This is a genomic window from Bacillus sp. FSL K6-0069 (assembly GCF_038007785.1).
Classification (GTDB): Bacteria; Bacillota; Bacilli; order Bacillales; family Bacillaceae_G; genus Bacillus_A; species Bacillus_A mobilis.
In genome coordinates this window covers 4586248-4602319 of record NZ_JBBOXN010000001.1, presented here as the reverse complement: position 1 = coordinate 4602319, position 16072 = coordinate 4586248, and the positions used below count along the sequence as shown (strand labels likewise).

Below are 16072 nucleotides of genomic sequence, written 5' to 3'. Positions count from 1 at the left end.
AAATATGAAGCAAAAGGGTATAGTCCAATTGAAATAGAGTATGATATAATTTTTCTGAAAATAATTATCATTCTCTTCTGAGGGGGAAGGTTATGAGCTTAGTAGATATTAAAATTGGCGAGAAAGTGTTAGTAAAAAGTATTCAGTCTTTAGATCAGTTATTAAAGCGCAGACTAGCTGCTTTCGGCCTCGCGGAAGGAAGCGAACTTCGCATGAAACAGAAAGCGATGTTTAAAGGTCCTTGTACATTGGAGTGTCGTGGACAGTTAATTAGTATTCGTCATTGTGACGCGAAAATGATAAAGGTGGAATTAGCGTGAATAAGGTAGCTTTGCTAGGGAATCCGAATACAGGGAAGACATCATTATTTAATGCACTTACTGGTTCTTATGAGTATGTAGGAAACTGGAGCGGTGTAACAGTAGAAAAAAAGGTTGGTAAATTAAAAGATAAGCAAGGAACATTAATTGATTTACCAGGCGTTTATGATTTAAATCCAGTTTCACGTGATGAAGGTGTCGTTACGAATTTTCTACTAACAGACGAATTTCATCATATGTTAAATATAGTGGATTCTTCGCAATTCGAGCGAAATATGCATTTAACATTACAATTGCTTGAATTTGGTAAACCAGTTTCGATTGGTTTAAATATGGTGGATGTGGCGAAGCAAAGAGGAATTGTAATTGATGTAAAACGATTATCAGAACTATTAGGTGTAACAGTCGTTCCTGTCGTTGCAAGAAGCGGAAAAGGCTGTGAAGAACTACTTGCGACTCTTAAAGAAAATGACAAAAAAGAGAAAAAGCCATTCATTATTTCATATGGTGTACAAATGGATGAAGGAATTGGAGAGGTAATAACTCTTTTAGAGACAGCGAATTATAAGCATCCAAGATGGTTAGCCCTTCAATTTTTAAGCAATAACGAAGTAGTAGAAAAAGAAATGAAAGCATTACCAATTTATAAGGAACTTGTAGCCGTTCGATCTCACTTAGAAGGAAAACTTGATTGTACGTTGGAAGAGCACATTTACAAAACTCGTGAAGCGTATATTGAAAAGTTAAAAACAAATGTTATGCAGCAAGAGAAAGAAGGAAAAATTCCTTTTTCGGAAAAAATTGATAGATTAATTACACATAAAATTTTAGGACTTCCAATCTTTTTAGCAGTTATGTTTTTTATTTTTCAGGTTACGTTTACGTGGATTGGTACACCTTTATCGGATATGTTAGATGGCTTTTTTGGTGGACAGCTTACAGATTGGGTGACGGCTGGGCTCACAAGTGTTGGAGCATCTGATTTTATTCAAGCGCTCGTTACAGAAGGTATTATTGCCGGTGTTGGTGCAGTATTAGTATTCGTTCCACAAATCTTTGCACTATTCTTTTTCATTTCATTATTAGAAGACTCCGGATATATGGCGCGAATTGCAGTTGTTATGGATAGAATTATGGAGTTCTTCGGTTTAAACGGAAAAGCATTCATTCCGATGATTATCGGTTTTGGATGTAATGTTCCAGGTATTATGGCAGCGAGAACGATTGAACAAGAAAAAGAACGTTTACTTACAGTGCTTGTAACACCGTTTATGTCTTGTTCAGCACGTTTACCTGTATATGCATTATTTGCGGGAGTGTTCTTCCCTAATAGTCAGGCAACTGTTGTATTTTCTTTATATGTTGCAGGTATTGTTCTTGCGTTATTAGTTACAAAAATTATGTCTCTTACAATTTTAAAGGCGGAAAAGTCCATTTTCGTCATTGAATTACCTCCTTACCGCGTGCCACAAGCGAAAACGTTATGGCTAAGCACGTGGGAGAAAGGGAAAGGGTTTGTTCGTAAAGCAGGTACATTTATCTTCGGTGGCTCTGTTGTCATTTGGTTATTAAACTATGCAGGCCCATCAGGATTTGGTGTTGATATGGGAGACAGTTATTTAGCGATGATCGGTGGATTTATCGCACCACTATTTGCACCGCTCGGCTTTGGAACGTGGCAAGCTGGGGCATCCCTGTTAACAGGATTTTTAGCGAAAGAAGTTGTCGTTTCTACAATGGCAATTATTTATGCGGTGAAAGAAGATGTGCTAGGAAATGTAATGGGAGCACACTATACTGCGCTATCAGCATATGCATTTATGTTCTTTGTTTTATTATATGTTCCGTGTTTAGCGACAGTAGCCGTTATTAAACGTGAAACAGGGTCAGCGAAGTGGACGATTTTCTCTGTCGTGTATCCACTTGTTGTTGCTTATATATTAACGCTCATTATATACCAAGTTGGATCCTTACTCGGATTCTAGAAGGAGATGTATTAGGGTGATGGTCAATATTATAATTGGAGCTATCATTTTTGGTTATGCAGCATACACGTTAGTTAATTTTGTAAAGAGAAGTAAAAAAGGAAAATGCGCAGCATGTTCTTTAAATAAGTCATGTCAGTCGCAAACTTGTAGTCCGGATATGGAGCACATTGCTCATAAATAGAAAAAAGCTTTGCGAATTTCGCAAAGCTTTTTTTGTTTTACTTTTTACTTTTTAATTTTTACAAGTTGAGAAGCTTCTACTCCATTTGCTCCAGGTAGCTCTTTGCTTGGGTCTTTATCAAATTTCAAAATACCTACAGATTTTTCTTCACCTTTTACATTTACATATGTTGCATCATCAACGATAGCAAACATATCTGCATAAGAACGGCCATCACCGATGATTGTGTTGCCTTCATATTTTAATTTTGCTCCATCAAGCGTAGCATTTTCTACCTTTTCTTTTGCAAATAGCACGCCTTCTTCTGCTGTTACAGCTGGTAATTTATCGATTGCCTTTGTATCATCATTGTTACCGACTTTTTTTAGTAGTTCTTTCTTAACAAGTTCATCACCAGTTTTCTTATCCATTACAAGTACTTTTTTACCCTCTAATGTTGTCATTTTCATTTTATAGAAGTCTTTTTCTTTTACTTCTTTCTTATTTTGATCTGTAATTTTTTGAACTTGTTCTTCTGATCCGTATAATACTAGTCCGTTTGCTTTCTCTCCTAATAAAGAACAACCTGATAATGCTCCAAGTGAAATTGCTGCCGCTAATCCGATTCCTACTAATTTTTTCATGATGATTTCTCCTTTTATATGTTTTATAGTCAATACATTTTTGTATTAGTTCCGAAATGATGAGAAGCTTGTTTGTTGCTTCTGGTATTAGTGTATAAGAAATATTGAAACGTAACTATCGAGTTAGCTTACAGTAACATTACAATAATGTAATTTAGTGAAAGTGCATAAAAATAAGTCAATTCTAAAGAGAATGAATGAGAATATATTAGGAATACAATGTTTTATATGGAATGTCATATTATATTGGCTGTATTTTGGAAATAACATGTAAGGACATCTTAGTTTTGTTATAATAAACACATAGGTTGTAAAAATGAATATTCTTTACTGTAAAGGGAGATTTTTCAGTTTTCCAAGTAGTGAATTTGAAATATGAGGTATATCATAGGAGGAATTTGGATGTCTGTATTTAAACGATTAAGAGATTTAACTATGTCGAATGTGTATTCATTAATTGAAAAAGCGGAAGATCCAGTTAAGATGACGGATCAATATTTACGCGATATGCAAGCTGATGTACAAGAAGCTGAGAAAAGTGTAGCAGCTCAAATCGCACTTGAGAAGAAATTCAAAATATTATTTGAAGAGCAAGAAGCACTTGTGAAAAAACGTGAAGAGCAAGCTCATATGGCTGTTCAAGCAAGCAATCTTGACCTTGCGCGTCGTGCTCTTGAAGAAAAACAAAACGCAGAGCAAAAGATGAATGAATATAAAGCAAGCTACGAGCAAAATAAAGCTGCTGCTGATAATCTTCGCCTGAAGCTAGAAGAAATGCGCAAGCAATTAACAGAGCTGAAAAATAAACGTGAAACACTTGTAGCACGTGTAAATGCAGCGAAAGCACAAAAGAATATTAATCAGGCGATGTCTGGATTTGATTCAAATTCAGCAAAAGCTGGTTTAAGCCGTATGGAAGAGAAAGCTCTTCAATTAGAAGCTGAAGCAGAAGCAAGCGGCGAAGTGTATAAGAAGGAAAAATCATTAGATGATGAATTCGCAAGCTTAAACAAAAATTCTGCTGTTGACGATGAATTAGCTCGTATTATGAAGCAGTATGAGAAATAATATAGAATAGACAAAGAAACCGACATGTCTGAAGAGAATTCATGTCGGTTTTCTATTATTTTTTTAGAGGAGGTTTTGCAATGACATGGACAAATGTGTTAGCCATGCTTGTATGGACTGGAGCAAGTGCAGTACTTTTATTTGCAATTATGTGGGTTGATTCAATTTTTACGAAATACAATGATTTAAAAGAAATAAAGAGTGGGAACACAGCTGTAACAACGCGTTTCGTTATGAAATTATTCGCACAAGGGTACATTTTATCTCAATCCATAACGAAAGCGAACGACTTATGGCAAGCACTACTTGCATCAGCAGTTTCTTTCGTTATTTTATTAGTGGTAGAAATGTTTATCGAATTTGTGTTAAAGAAAATGGCTGGTTTAGATTTAGAAGAAGGTACGAAAGAAGGCAGTGTTGCACATGCGATGTTGGCCGGATCATTACATATCGTTGGTGCACTTATTTTAGGTGCTTGTTTATAAAGAGAGAAGGAGGGGTACATCATGAGTTTATTTAAACGAATTAAAAATATAATGAAGAGCCCAGAGCCGCCGAAACCAGAGAAAAGTTTGTTAACGTTAGCTCCTGGCGATATGATTGAAGTGTCATTAGTTATGTACGAATTAACTGGGAAAACGAGTATGCATTCTCGTAAAGAAATTATTTTAACGCTGCAAGACGGGAAAGATATTCGTTATTTAAAAATTGAAGACCGTGAAAATACGTATTACAAATTATATACACCCATTGATGGTCGCTTAGATTCGATTGATGAAATTCCGACGACAATTGAAATGGATGATACAGAGTACCATATGGAAGAGCAATATAACGGACGTGTTGTTGTGATGGGGAAAACACCATTCTCTGCTTCAGAGGAACAGCATGTATGGGAATTCCAATCCGATAACCGAAAATTATTGCGTATTGAATGGCAAAATGGTCGCACAATGATGTATGAGGGAGAAGCAATTATTCCTGCTGATGTACAAATTATAAGAGCAACGTAAGGGGGCGTAATCATGTCAAACCGATTGTTTACCATGATTAAATCGTTCGTGATCCCTATACTTGCTATCGTTACATTACTTGTTGTTGCTGGATATGCCTTATCAGGTTGTCAAGGCGGGCAGACAAAGTCGATTCAAGATCGTTATCCACTTGAGTCTGTTGCAAAAGAAGGTAAACAAGAATCTTACGTGTATAGGGCCGTCAATCGGTCAGTTCCTGAAGTCGCAAAGGAACTTATAGCCGAAAGGAAACCGAAGCAAGCATCTAAAGAAGACGAAAATCAAATGTTCCTCGTTTATTCTGATAAAATGTATAATTTGCAAAAGGATAAAGAGAAACCATCTGATACATTAATTGAAGTAAGTAATGAAGAATTTGTCCGTCAAAATTATCAACCATCCTTCCTGCAAGGATATATTATGGGAAGCATATTAAACGATATATTCGGTTCAAAAAGATCATCATCCGGTGATTACCGAGGATATAATGACAGACAAAATCATCAACCAGTTATTCCAGAGAGACCACCTACGAAAGAAGAAAAGAAAACCCCACCTCCAATTACGAAGGAAGGGAAAGGATCTATCATTAAGCGAGGCGATAATGTAGATTCGAAATCTTCTGTAGGAGATACAGGAAGTATTACGAAAAAAGGAAGTAGTACCCCTCCGCCGTCTACTGGAAGCAAAGGGACAATTACAAAAACACCAGGTGGCTCGAGCGGATCAGATGTGAAGCCGAAATCATCTATTAAAACGCCGCCAAAGAATACATCTCCCCCAAAAACGAGGGTTGGTGGTTCAGGAAAGATTACGAAAAGAAGGTAGTTATAAAGACCGGAAAGTGAAAGTTGCTTTTCGGTCTTTTTATTATGGAAATTAATTCCTTGTAGCTGGTACAATTAAGTTATAAGGAGGAGATTATTATGACTCTATATAAAAGGTTTAGTTTAATTATGTTCCTCGTCTTATTCCTCAGTTTGTTTATTAGCACAACGATGAAATTTCACTTTGTAGTAGGTATTCTATGGATATTATGTACATGCACTCTCTTTCTATATGTTCCGCTTCGCTTCCAACATGAAGTGCCTGCCTTTCAAAAATATGTAGCATGGATTCAGAGAGGAGGAAGATGGGGAGAGTAAAATTATATCAGCGATTATTAGAATATATCGACCGCAACTTAATAATAAGAAGAGGGTGTGCCAAATTGTTGGCACACCCTCTTTATTCATAATGATTAATGAATATCACGTTTCTTAAAGTTACCGCCTTTTACTTCTGCTACATCATAAACTGTAATAAAGGCATTTGGATCGATTTCATTAATCAAGTCTTTCATTTTACTTTCTTCTAAACGGTTAATTACACAAGAAATTTCTTTGAATTTCTCTCTTGAATAACCACCATATACTTCGTTATACGTTGCGCTTCGGCCTAAACGATCACGAATTGTTTCTACCATTAATTCAGGCTCTTTTGTAATGATTTTAAATGTTTTCGAACCACTTAAACCAACTTCAACGATATGAATCACTTTCGAAGCGATAAAGTAAGCAATTGCCGAAAGGATAGCTCCTTGAAGACCGAATACTGTTGATACGAAAATAAATACGAACATGTTTAAGAATAAAATAAGGTCACTCGTTCCAAATGGTAACTTACGAGAAAGTAATACGGCTAGCATATCGATTCCATCTAACGCGCCGCCGTTACGTAATGCTAGTCCCATACCGAAACCGATAATAATACCACCAACAACTGTAACAAGTAATGTATCGCCTTCAATAATAGTAGGTATTCCGTGCATAACAACGGTACCTATTGCTAATGAAGCAATCCCGATAATAGAATAAATTGCAAAGCTTTTACCTATTTGTTTATATCCTAACCAAACGAAAGGAATGTTAATAACTGCGATTAGAGCTCCTAATGGCAATCCAAATAATCTTGAACTAACGATACTTAAACCAGTCACACCACCGTCTGATACGTTATTTGGAATTAATACCGCTTCTAATCCGTATGCTGTAATAAATGCCCCAATAATAATCATCAAAGCTTTTGAAGCGATTTTTAGCTTATTGGGCTTGTTTTTGATAATTTTCTCCATGTAATTTCCTCGTTTCAAACTAGTTTCTTATTTGTTACATAATTCACACCTAAATTTCATTTTAACATTTAATTTGAAAAATCTCTCCTTTAATGGATGTATGCAGGGAATATTATCACCATATTATCTTTAAAATATTTTTGAAATGAGTATAAGAAATCCCATCCTTTCAAAGGATGGGAGGTTATTAAGAAATGATAAAACTAAGCACGGATAGGAATAAAGAAAATCCTAAAATAGCTCCGCAAACTTTCATATGACGTTTACGTCCCATCACAACGATTGCGACATACTCACGAATCATTGCATTAGGCCAGTAATAAAATGCAGTTTTTGATCCTATTCCTTGGCTATTAAGCCCCGCTTGTCTTGCATATATACCAGCGCGGAAAAGATGGAAATTATTCGTTGTAAAAATACTTCTATACTTACCTTCAGGTTTTAAAGAATCCATAATTTCTTTAGAGAACGACATATTTTGATATGTGTTTACAGAGCGATTTTCTTGCACTGTATGTTCAAGCGGGATTCCTTTTTCAACAGCGTACTTTTGCATCGCTTCCGCTTCTGGAAGACCTTCATCTGGACCTTGTCCACCAGAGAAAATGATTGTTGGTGGTGTATTCACAGCGGCTTGTTTCCAGTAAAAGTCGATTGCTTTATGAATACGACTTGCAAGTAAAGGTGGTACTTTATCATTAATTAAGCCGCTACCAAGAACGATGATGAAATCTTGATTACGCCTTGGTCTGTTGAATTGATATAGAAAATAAGCGCTTAAGAAGTTAGATAAGTGTATAAAGAAATATAAGGTTATAAGAGAAATTCCACCAAAAATAGGTTGCAAATGCGGTGAGAAGAAACTTGCTGGACTTATGAAAAAGAATAATATACAGAATAAAATACCTAAAGCAGCAATGAGTGTTAAACAGTTAGTGAACCGTCGTCCTTCTCGTTTCATTAAAATTCTCGCATTCAGAAATAGCCCAAACATTAAAGCAACAACACCGAAAGGAATCATAAGAATAAGTGCTAAAATAGGTAAAATTATACTATAGCGTAGGACATCAATACTTGAATTTACAGATATAATCACACAAAAAAGAAGGAAAAAACAGAAAAAAACATTAAATAAAAAGCCGTTTATTATTTTTCGCGGATCCTTTAAGTAAGAGATAAGAAAAATAATAAACAATATAAGAGGAATAATTCCAAAATACATAAATATAGTACACCTCAATTTGTATAATAATTTGACATACCCTTTATATTACATGATTTTATAATTGAAAATGAAAGAAAAAATGATTTAGAATTTTCTCAATAAAATATATAGATACATATGTTACAATGTATGGAAAGCGATATATTAAAAGTAAAATGGTTGAAAAGGCACTCTATGGAGTGTCTTTTCTTTTTTTCATGTAATTATGCATATTATATTTATTTTCAAGTGAAGAGGATTAAAATATAAGTGGTAGGCAGACTATATAAAGCAGAATTTCTTACAAACATTTCCCTCTACTTTTTGTATCTAACAATCGTATAACAATAAATAATTCTGTTTTATAGCGTCTGTTTATGAAAGGTGCCTTCTTTGAAGGCACCTTTATGTTGTTTAACGTAGATACTTTTCACTGTTGATATAGTGGAAAGTATCTATACTAAACATTAGCAATCTTCCGTATAAACATTATCAATTTACTATATATTCCAGTGGTGTTAACCTACATATGAAAGGCTTTCTTTTTCAAAATATTACCCCTAATAAATTTTTGAAGAAGTCAACTGTCTCCAAATTTGCCATTCATGCTTAGCAAAAAAAGAATCCTGCTGGATTCTTTTTTGTGTTCGACATGATATGACAAATTGTATTATTATAATTTGTTATTATGTTAAATGGTTATTAAGAAAAGTAAAAGGGGACCTTGGAATGAATTTAAAGAAAATGTTTTTAACAGGTGCGATTGTCGTAACAACTGCATTTACATCTATTGGAACGGCACAGGCAAGTAGTAGTTTTAAAGATGTTCCAACAGGGCATTGGTCTTATAAAGCGATTTTAGATTTATCAAGCAAAAATATTGTTAGTGGGTACGGAAATGGGATTTTTGGATTCGGCGATGACGTGACTCGTGAGCAAGTTGCTAGACTTATGTATCTTCAGCTAAAGCCGGAATCGAAAGAGAATTACAATAATCCATATAATGATATTAATGATCATTCAACAAGTTTTAAAAAGGAAATTTTAGCATTAACAGAAATGGGGATTTTTGCAGGAGATGACAAAGGGAACTTTAGACCAAAAGCCTCTTTGACTCGTGAAGAAATGGCTCAAGTATTAACAAATGCCTATAAATTAGTGGCAAAATCAGAGCATACATTTGTAGATGTGGATAGAAAATCATGGTCGAATAAAGCGGTTAGCGCTGTACAATCTAATAAAATTGCTGCTGGAACAGGCGATAATATGTTTTCACCTAAGATGAATGTAACTCGTGAACAATATGTACAGTTCTTATATAATGCGACATTACCATATGAGGAAAGACCAGGAGCAAATCAAGAGTCAAAGCGCTTTGCTAATTGTAAAGAAGCAAACGATGCTGGATTTTATGATATTACAAGAGATAGTCCATACTACGGTAAGCATTTAGATCGTGATGGCGATGGAATTGCTTGTGAGAGAAATAAGAGCGGTAAATAAGAAAAAGCACTCAATCTGAGTGCTTTTTCTTATGGAAACAAGCTATTTTTTTAGGCGATTCTCATAAAATAAAAGTAACGAAATGAAAGTAGGTGACAAAATGCCGTCAATTGTGGAAGGTGTTATTATTGAAAATTGTAACGGAACAATTAACTTAGGTGATAAATATAACGTGCAGCCAATTGAAAAAACGAAAGCTTATAATGGATCGGGATCATCGAATACAGGAATAAAGGTACAAACATTTAGTGGTATTAGTACAGCAGATGTAAGGGATAGCGATGTGTATGATCAAGTCATTCAATCCACGTTATAATTTTCATATGCAAAATTGCATAAAGTAACATGTTTGTTGTGTGTTACACTTTAGCTGTGAGCTGTTAATGATTCTTCTGTATTATAGTTGTTAGATTGGAAATATAACATCTTATTGAAAATCATACGTACAAAAAAGACACTTCAAACGAAGTGTCTTTTTTCATTTTAGTGATACCCTTTAGCAGAGTCTTTATGAATTTTATTTTTAAAGATACTGTAGCTCCAAAGTTGATATCCAATAACAATTGGTACCATAACCATTGCAACGAAGAACATAATTTTTAAGTTTAATTGACTACCTGCTGCGTTGTATAGCGTTGTGCTGTATGCGTCGTTAATACGTGACGGTAACATTCTTGGGAACATGCCTGCAAAGCCAGTTGTCATAAACATCGCGATTGTTAAGCAAACGAATGTGAAGGCAAGACCGATTTTATGTTTGTACACCATAATAAGTGCGAGTACACTCATTAACATAGCAAGTACTGGAAGAATGAATAGTACCGGATACTCTGTGAAGTTTTGGAATAAGTTTGTACGATTTGCAGTTGCTACATAGAAAATAGCCAAAATGATAGCAGCTGCCATTGAAAATGGTCTTGCAATTTTATAAGCACGATCAGATACTTCACCAGTCGTTTTGATCATAACCCAAAGGGCACCAGATACGACGAATATAGCAGTGAAGAAAAGGCCACCTAAAATACCGTAATGATTTAGTAAGCTAAGTAAATTTCCTTCATAACCATTTTTTCCAATTTGTAGTCCGTAATAAAGGTTAGCGAACGTAACGCCAAATAAGAAGGCGATTAGGAAACTACCAATTGTAAATGCCCATTTGCAAGTTTTTTGCCAAATTGGTGAATCGTCTTTATGCATAAATTCAAGCCCGGCAGCACGAGCGAACAGTGCGAGTAATACTAAAAATAGTGGTGTATATAGGTAACTAAACATATTTGCATACGTGATTGGAAAGGCAGCAAATGTTGCACCACCAGCTGTAATTAACCATACTTCATTACCACCCCAGAACGGGCCGATTGCTTCTTGTAATTGATTTCGTTCTTGTCGGTCTTTCGCAACGAAAGGAAAAATCATTCCGTTACCAAGTGCGTACCCATCAAGAATGAAGTAGACTGTCCAAATTACGCCCCATAAACCAAACCAGATGATCGCAAGCATATCATGAGACATGAGCTGTACCTCCTTCAGTAGCAGGCTCTTCTAATGCAGCAGGTCCTTTTTTCGCGAACTTTAGCATTAAGTATACGTCTGCAATTAAGAGTAGAGTATAGAATAATATTAAACTAATTAATGAGAACCAAATTTGGGGAACAGATATAGGTGATACAGATTCTGCTGTACGCATTAGTTTATAAACTGTCCATGGTTGACGACCTACTTCGGCAACAATCCAACCAGCGTTAATTGCGATATATGGTAGTAAAACAGACCACATTGTAATTTTTAAATAACGTTTTGAGTTTTCTAGTTTTCCTTTTCGGTTTAAATAGAAGCCATACCAAGTTAATGCCATAAAGAACATACCAAGTGCAACCATTAAGCGGAAGCTATAGTACACGAGGTTAACGTTTGGACGATCTTCTTTCGGAATATCTTTTAAACCAACAATCTCTCCATCAAATGAGTTTGTGTAGAAGAAACTTCCTAGCTTTGGAATCGTAAGGAATTCAAAGTTCTTTTCGTTTTTTACATCAGGAATTTGAACAATCGAGAAGCCTTGTCCTTTTCCCGTTTCCCAAACTGCTTCCATCGCAGCTCCTTTTGCTGGTTGATATTTAGCTGCGGATACACCAGACTGATGTCCCATAAACGGCGTAACAGTTGCGGCAAATAAGCCTAACAGTAAGCCAAATTTAAATGATTTTTTGAAGAATTCTACTTCATTTTTACGTAATAAATGATAGGCACTAATTGCCATAACGAAGAAAGCACCAACGATATAACAACCAATTACAGTATGGAAGAACATATTCCAAGCGTATGGATTTGTAACAAGTGCCCAGAAATCATTTAATTCAGCGCGACCGTTACGTACGACGTAGCCAACTGGATTTTGCATAAAGCCGTTTGCTGTAATAATCCAAAGGGCGGAAATATTTGTTCCAAGTGCAACCATCCACATACAGAAGGCACGGAACTTTGGTGAGATTTTGTCTTTACCGAATAACCATATTCCCATGAAAGTAGATTCTAAGAAGAAGGCAACGAGTGCTTCGATTGCGAGAGGGGATCCGAAAATATCTCCCATATATTTGGAGTACTCAGACCAGTTTGTTCCAAATTGGAACTCCATCGTAATCCCGGTTATAATCCCCATGACGAAGTTAATTGTAAATAATTTACCCCAGAAATTTGCCATTTTGCGGTATGTTGGATTCAATGTGCGGGCGTATTGCGTTTCCATACATGCCACTAAAATAACAAGTCCGATTGTCAAAGGTACAAATAAAAAGTGATAAAAAATAGTAATTGCAAATTGAAAACGACTCAGTAACAGAACGTCGGACATAATAAATATTCACTCCTTTTTTACATTATCTACAATTAGTTTATAGTGAAAATAGGAGTATAGTATGTGAGACTTGTTACAAAGCTGTGTGTATATTTTGAAAGAATTATGTCGGTTATCTGAAAATATATTGCTTTTATAATAATACAATATACTTTTTGTGTTTTTCATATTTTGGTACACTGTTTATGTAGTGTAAATGAGAGAAAAGAGGGTTCCTTACTATGAAGTCATTAGAAGAGATTATGCAGTACAATGAAAAATTCGTTGAAGAGAAAAAATATGAAGAATTTGTAGCAGGGAAATTTCCAAACAAAAAGATGGTTATTATCTCTTGTATGGATACACGTCTTGTTGAACTATTACCGAAAGCAATGAATATGCGTAACGGTGATGTGAAAATTATTAAAGTAGCAGGCGCTGTTATTTCACATCCTTTCGGAAGTATTATGCGTAGTATTTTAGTTGCTGTATATGAACTTGGTGCTGATGAAGTATGTGTAGTTGGTCACCACGATTGCGGTATGGCTAAAATTCAAGCGAGCAGCACAATTGAGAAGATGAAAGAACGCGGTGTAACAGAAGAAAAATTAGATACACTTCGTTATTCTGGAATCGATTTAGAACAATTCTTACGCGGTTTCTCTAGTGTAGAGGAAAGTGTAGAACATAGCGTATCAGTACTTCGTAACCATCCATTACTTCCTGAAGAAGTACCTGTTCATGGTCTTGTTATTCACCCTGACACAGGAAAATTAGATTTAGTTGTGAATGGCTACGACAATTAAGAATTTACTTTGTCATCCTTTTTATCTGGGACAGGATCAAATCCTCCCGGGTGGAAAGGGTGACATTTTAATATACGCTTACAAGTTAGCCAAAATCCTTTCAGGGCACCATGCTTTTGAAATGCTTCTAATCCATAATGAGAGCAAGTTGGGTAAAAGCGGCACGTTGGTGGTGTCATTGGAGAAATGAATTTTTGATAAAATCGTATAATCCCAATAAAAATCTGTTTCATAATGGTCTCCTTTTCAGCATAGTCTTAAAGTATTATAGCACGACTGTACATAATACTTTACTAATGTTGATTTCCGTTATATCATATTGGATATAACGGAATTAAATTAAAAGCGGGAGAGATGTTGTATGCCATCAGTAGAAAGCTTTGAATTAGATCATACGATTGTAAAGGCGCCTTATGTAAGACATTGCGGAGTTCACAACGTAGGTAGTGACGGTATTGTAAATAAATTTGATATTCGTTTTTGCCAACCGAATAAACAAGCAATGAAACCAGATGTTATTCATACGTTAGAACATTTATTAGCATTTAATTTACGTAAATATATTGATCGTTATCCGCATTTTGATATTATCGATATTTCACCAATGGGCTGCCAAACAGGATATTATCTTGTAGTAAGCGGAACACCAACAGTTCGAGAAATCATTGATTTATTAGAACTAACATTAAAAGATGCGGTTCAAATTACAGAAATTCCAGCTGCAAATGAAACACAATGTGGCCAAGCGAAGCTTCACGACTTAGAAGGCGCACAACGCTTAATGAACTTCTGGTTAAGCCAAGATAAAGATGAACTTGAGAAAGTATTTGGATAAAGTGAAACTGCCTGTGAAAGGGCAGTTTTTTTATTTGTAGAAATATATGTTATGAAGAGTATTGACTTTAACGTAAACGTCAAAGTTTATAGTGAGGATAAATAAAGTAAGGTAAAGGGAGGAAATGATGGATAAGTATAGCATTGGCGAAATTTCAAAAGAAACGAATGTAACGACGAGAACACTTAGATATTATGAGGAAATTGGATTGTTAACACCCTCGTATGTTGCCGAGTCAGGATATCGTTACTATTCAAAAGATGATGTAATTACATTGCAGCAAATCACAACTTTTAAAAAGCTCGGTTTTAAGCTTTCAGAAATAAAAGAAGTATTAAAAGAAGAAAAGGGGATTTCAGAAGAAGAAATATGGAAAAATGCGATTCAAAATGAAATTCAAACGATACAAGGGGAAGTAAAAAGATTACAGGATTTAGAAAAACTACTATATACAACATTTCATTCCATTGAATTAACAGGGGAGCTTAGAACAGAAGATTTAATGTTATTTATAAAATCTGTACAGGGAATTGATCAGAGGGAGAAATTTTGGAAAAGGTATTTTAATGAGGAAGAGCAGCATATTATTCAGGGTTTACCAACATTTGAAGAAAACGATAAAAGAACGCAAGAGTGGTTGCAAGTATTGAGAGAAATTCGTGAGCGTATAAATGAACCAGTAGATTCACCAGAAGTTCAACAATTGGCGGAAAAAGTAGTGGGTTTTTCTATGCATGTATTTCAAGAAGATGAACAATTAATAAATAAGTATTGGGAATTAATTAGACCTGAAGAGGGCGAGATTGCAAAAGTATATGGACTTGATTCGGAAACAATGAAGTATATAGATGAAATGGTAGAGTGTTATTTGAAAAAGGAGGAAGATAAATGACAGCTATGCAAAAAGAGAAGCTATATGGAAAGGAGCACGCGAGATTAGAGCGGCAATACTTTTATAAACATGTGGGTATTTTCATTCTTGCACAGCTTTTATTTATTTTTGTAATAGGACTTGTACCAGCTCAAGAGCTACCAAGTGGATCTTATATTTTTCATATGAAAGAATGGATTTTGAATAAACGAATCGGCTTTTATCAAAATGAAACTATTAATACCATTGTCAGTGTTTGGACATCGGTACTTATGATTCATTTTATATGGGCGATGTCTTACATTCTTTTTCCGAAAAAGAAACGTAGCTCTTCAAAACAAGAAATACGACAAGAGGTAAAAGAAGAAGTGCAAAAGAAAAAGGAGGTTAGTACAAATCGGGCTTGGCTGTATTTAGTATTTGGCGGTTTAATCGAAATATATTGGGCAACTGGATTAAAAACAAATTCGATGAGTATTTTGACACTTATTGCAATTTTAGTTAGCTTTCATCTATTAATTGAAGCGACGAAAAGAATCCCAATTGGAACCGCATATGCAGTATTTACTGGAATTGGGACAGTGGGAACGATAGTAGTAGATATTGTGTATTTTAAAGAGCCATTTTCGTTTATTAAAATTTTCCTTGTGTGTTTATTAGCACTATTTATTATCGGATTGAAATTTAGCGGCGGCAAGGAAGAGGTGAAATAAA

At 35.1% G+C, this 16072-nt stretch carries 20 protein-coding genes; 14 read left to right on the top strand and 6 right to left on the bottom strand.

Annotated elements, in window-relative coordinates; all coding sequences use genetic code 11:
* Nucleotides 1-92: 92 nt before the first annotated feature.
* Genes MHB74_RS23745 through MHB74_RS23735 form a run of 3 tightly spaced genes read left to right on the top strand, consistent with a single transcriptional unit; the run spans nt 93 to nt 2489 of the window.
* Nucleotides 93-320, top strand: coding sequence for a FeoA family protein (locus MHB74_RS23745; protein WP_061677566.1), 228 nt, complete (start codon nt 93-95; stop codon nt 318-320).
* Nucleotides 317-2305, top strand: coding sequence for a ferrous iron transport protein B (feoB, locus tag MHB74_RS23740; protein WP_061677564.1), 1989 nt, complete (start codon nt 317-319; stop codon nt 2303-2305). Before MHB74_RS23745 ends, feoB begins: the two co-directional genes overlap by 4 nt.
* Before the next feature lie 16 nt (nt 2306-2321).
* Nucleotides 2322-2489, top strand: coding sequence for a FeoB-associated Cys-rich membrane protein (locus MHB74_RS23735; RefSeq protein WP_061677562.1), 168 nt, complete (start codon nt 2322-2324; stop codon nt 2487-2489).
* Nucleotides 2490-2533: 44 nt separating this feature from the next.
* Here MHB74_RS23735 and MHB74_RS23730 read toward each other — a convergent pair whose 3' ends face one another.
* Entirely contained in the window at nt 2534-3112 is a 579-nt protein-coding gene (locus MHB74_RS23730) for a lipoprotein BA_5634 family protein (protein WP_061677560.1), read from the bottom strand.
* 402 nt (nt 3113-3514) lie between these two features.
* Between MHB74_RS23730 and MHB74_RS23725 the strand changes: the two genes are divergently transcribed.
* From MHB74_RS23725 to MHB74_RS23705, 5 genes are all read left to right on the top strand, one after another.
* Nucleotides 3515-4180: a PspA/IM30 family protein gene (locus MHB74_RS23725; RefSeq protein WP_000110287.1), complete on the top strand. Its 666-nt coding sequence runs from the start codon at nt 3515-3517 to the stop codon at nt 4178-4180.
* Nucleotides 4181-4260: 80 nt separating this feature from the next.
* On the top strand, nt 4261-4665 hold the full coding sequence (locus tag MHB74_RS23720) for a DUF350 domain-containing protein (RefSeq protein ID WP_061677558.1): 405 nt from the start codon (nt 4261-4263) through the stop codon (nt 4663-4665).
* 21 nt (nt 4666-4686) lie between these two features.
* Nucleotides 4687-5193 carry a DUF4178 domain-containing protein gene (locus MHB74_RS23715; protein WP_061677557.1) on the top strand — a complete coding sequence of 169 codons (507 nt, stop codon included), beginning with the start codon at nt 4687-4689 and terminating at the stop codon, nt 5191-5193.
* A 12-nt stretch (nt 5194-5205) separates the two neighbouring features.
* On the top strand, nt 5206-6021 hold the full coding sequence (locus MHB74_RS23710) for a DUF4247 domain-containing protein (RefSeq protein ID WP_061677556.1): 816 nt from the start codon (nt 5206-5208) through the stop codon (nt 6019-6021).
* A 98-nt stretch (nt 6022-6119) separates the two neighbouring features.
* Nucleotides 6120-6338: a hypothetical protein gene (locus MHB74_RS23705; RefSeq protein WP_061677546.1), complete on the top strand. Its 219-nt coding sequence runs from the start codon at nt 6120-6122 to the stop codon at nt 6336-6338.
* 95 nt (nt 6339-6433) lie between these two features.
* Here MHB74_RS23705 and MHB74_RS23700 read toward each other — a convergent pair whose 3' ends face one another.
* Both MHB74_RS23700 and MHB74_RS23695 read right to left on the bottom strand, forming a co-directional pair.
* Entirely contained in the window at nt 6434-7306 is an 873-nt protein-coding gene (locus tag MHB74_RS23700) for a YitT family protein (RefSeq protein WP_000411242.1), read from the bottom strand.
* A gap of 187 nt (nt 7307-7493) precedes the next feature.
* Complete coding sequence (locus MHB74_RS23695; RefSeq protein WP_061677540.1) at nt 7494-8528, bottom strand: YdcF family protein; 1035 nt, start codon at nt 8526-8528, stop codon at nt 7494-7496.
* A 711-nt stretch (nt 8529-9239) separates the two neighbouring features.
* Here MHB74_RS23695 and MHB74_RS23690 point away from each other — a divergent pair.
* Together MHB74_RS23690 and MHB74_RS23685 are read left to right on the top strand one after the other, a co-directional pair.
* Nucleotides 9240-10013, top strand: coding sequence for an S-layer homology domain-containing protein (locus tag MHB74_RS23690; protein WP_061677539.1), 774 nt, complete (start codon nt 9240-9242; stop codon nt 10011-10013).
* An 82-nt stretch (nt 10014-10095) separates the two neighbouring features.
* Nucleotides 10096-10329 (top strand): spore germination protein, encoded by a 234-nt coding sequence (locus MHB74_RS23685; protein ID WP_061677538.1) that lies wholly within the window; start codon nt 10096-10098, stop codon nt 10327-10329.
* Nucleotides 10330-10496: 167 nt separating this feature from the next.
* Here MHB74_RS23685 and cydB read toward each other — a convergent pair whose 3' ends face one another.
* Together cydB and cydA are read right to left on the bottom strand one after the other, a co-directional pair.
* Nucleotides 10497-11525, bottom strand: coding sequence for a cytochrome d ubiquinol oxidase subunit II (cydB, locus tag MHB74_RS23680; RefSeq protein ID WP_061677536.1), 1029 nt, complete (start codon nt 11523-11525; stop codon nt 10497-10499).
* A complete protein-coding gene (cydA, locus tag MHB74_RS23675) occupies nt 11515-12864 on the bottom strand; it encodes a cytochrome ubiquinol oxidase subunit I (RefSeq protein ID WP_061677535.1) in 1350 nt (449 codons plus the stop codon). The genes cydB and cydA overlap by 11 nt, the downstream gene beginning before the upstream one ends.
* 224 nt (nt 12865-13088) lie before the next feature.
* On the opposite strand from cydA, the gene MHB74_RS23670 reads away from it, so the two are divergent.
* On the top strand, nt 13089-13652 hold the full coding sequence (locus MHB74_RS23670) for a beta-class carbonic anhydrase (protein ID WP_061677533.1): 564 nt from the start codon (nt 13089-13091) through the stop codon (nt 13650-13652).
* Here the strand turns inward: MHB74_RS23670 and yidD are convergent.
* A complete protein-coding gene (gene yidD / locus MHB74_RS23665; protein ID WP_000809334.1) occupies nt 13649-13885 on the bottom strand; it encodes a membrane protein insertion efficiency factor YidD in 237 nt (78 codons plus the stop codon). The two genes, MHB74_RS23670 and yidD, sit on opposite strands and share 4 nt — an antisense overlap.
* 128 nt (nt 13886-14013) lie before the next feature.
* On the opposite strand from yidD, the gene luxS reads away from it, so the two are divergent.
* The 3 genes from luxS to MHB74_RS23650 all read left to right on the top strand — a co-directional run bounded on the left by luxS (nt 14014) and on the right by MHB74_RS23650 (nt 16071).
* A complete protein-coding gene (luxS, locus tag MHB74_RS23660) occupies nt 14014-14487 on the top strand; it encodes an S-ribosylhomocysteine lyase LuxS (protein ID WP_001141371.1) in 474 nt (157 codons plus the stop codon).
* Nucleotides 14488-14614: 127 nt separating this feature from the next.
* Entirely contained in the window at nt 14615-15379 is a 765-nt protein-coding gene (locus tag MHB74_RS23655) for a MerR family transcriptional regulator (protein WP_061677531.1), read from the top strand.
* Complete coding sequence (locus MHB74_RS23650) at nt 15376-16071, top strand: DMT family transporter (RefSeq protein WP_081110193.1); 696 nt, start codon at nt 15376-15378, stop codon at nt 16069-16071. The genes MHB74_RS23655 and MHB74_RS23650 overlap by 4 nt, the downstream gene beginning before the upstream one ends.
* The last annotated feature ends 1 nt before the right edge of the window (nt 16072 follow it).

Coding starts and splice junctions, on each gene's coding strand:
- MHB74_RS23710 (WP_061677556.1), top strand. CDS start 5,206: ATGTCAAACCGATTGTTTACCATGATTAAATCGTTCGTGATCCCTATA.
- MHB74_RS23720 (WP_061677558.1), top strand. CDS start 4,261: ATGACATGGACAAATGTGTTAGCCATGCTTGTATGGACTGGAGCAAGT.
- MHB74_RS23725 (WP_000110287.1), top strand. CDS start 3,515: ATGTCTGTATTTAAACGATTAAGAGATTTAACTATGTCGAATGTGTAT.
- cydA (WP_061677535.1), bottom strand. CDS start 12,864: ATGTCCGACGTTCTGTTACTGAGTCGTTTTCAATTTGCAATTACTATT.
- MHB74_RS23650 (WP_081110193.1), top strand. CDS start 15,376: ATGACAGCTATGCAAAAAGAGAAGCTATATGGAAAGGAGCACGCGAGA.
- MHB74_RS23745 (WP_061677566.1), top strand. CDS start 93: ATGAGCTTAGTAGATATTAAAATTGGCGAGAAAGTGTTAGTAAAAAGT.
- yidD (WP_000809334.1), bottom strand. CDS start 13,885: ATGAAACAGATTTTTATTGGGATTATACGATTTTATCAAAAATTCATT.
- MHB74_RS23685 (WP_061677538.1), top strand. CDS start 10,096: ATGAAAGTAGGTGACAAAATGCCGTCAATTGTGGAAGGTGTTATTATT.
- MHB74_RS23730 (WP_061677560.1), bottom strand. CDS start 3,112: ATGAAAAAATTAGTAGGAATCGGATTAGCGGCAGCAATTTCACTTGGA.
- MHB74_RS23705 (WP_061677546.1), top strand. CDS start 6,120: ATGACTCTATATAAAAGGTTTAGTTTAATTATGTTCCTCGTCTTATTC.
- MHB74_RS23690 (WP_061677539.1), top strand. CDS start 9,240: ATGAATTTAAAGAAAATGTTTTTAACAGGTGCGATTGTCGTAACAACT.
- MHB74_RS23655 (WP_061677531.1), top strand. CDS start 14,615: ATGGATAAGTATAGCATTGGCGAAATTTCAAAAGAAACGAATGTAACG.
- luxS (WP_001141371.1), top strand. CDS start 14,014: ATGCCATCAGTAGAAAGCTTTGAATTAGATCATACGATTGTAAAGGCG.
- MHB74_RS23670 (WP_061677533.1), top strand. CDS start 13,089: ATGAAGTCATTAGAAGAGATTATGCAGTACAATGAAAAATTCGTTGAA.
- MHB74_RS23700 (WP_000411242.1), bottom strand. CDS start 7,306: ATGGAGAAAATTATCAAAAACAAGCCCAATAAGCTAAAAATCGCTTCA.
- cydB (WP_061677536.1), bottom strand. CDS start 11,525: ATGTCTCATGATATGCTTGCGATCATCTGGTTTGGTTTATGGGGCGTA.
- MHB74_RS23695 (WP_061677540.1), bottom strand. CDS start 8,528: ATGTATTTTGGAATTATTCCTCTTATATTGTTTATTATTTTTCTTATC.
- MHB74_RS23715 (WP_061677557.1), top strand. CDS start 4,687: ATGAGTTTATTTAAACGAATTAAAAATATAATGAAGAGCCCAGAGCCG.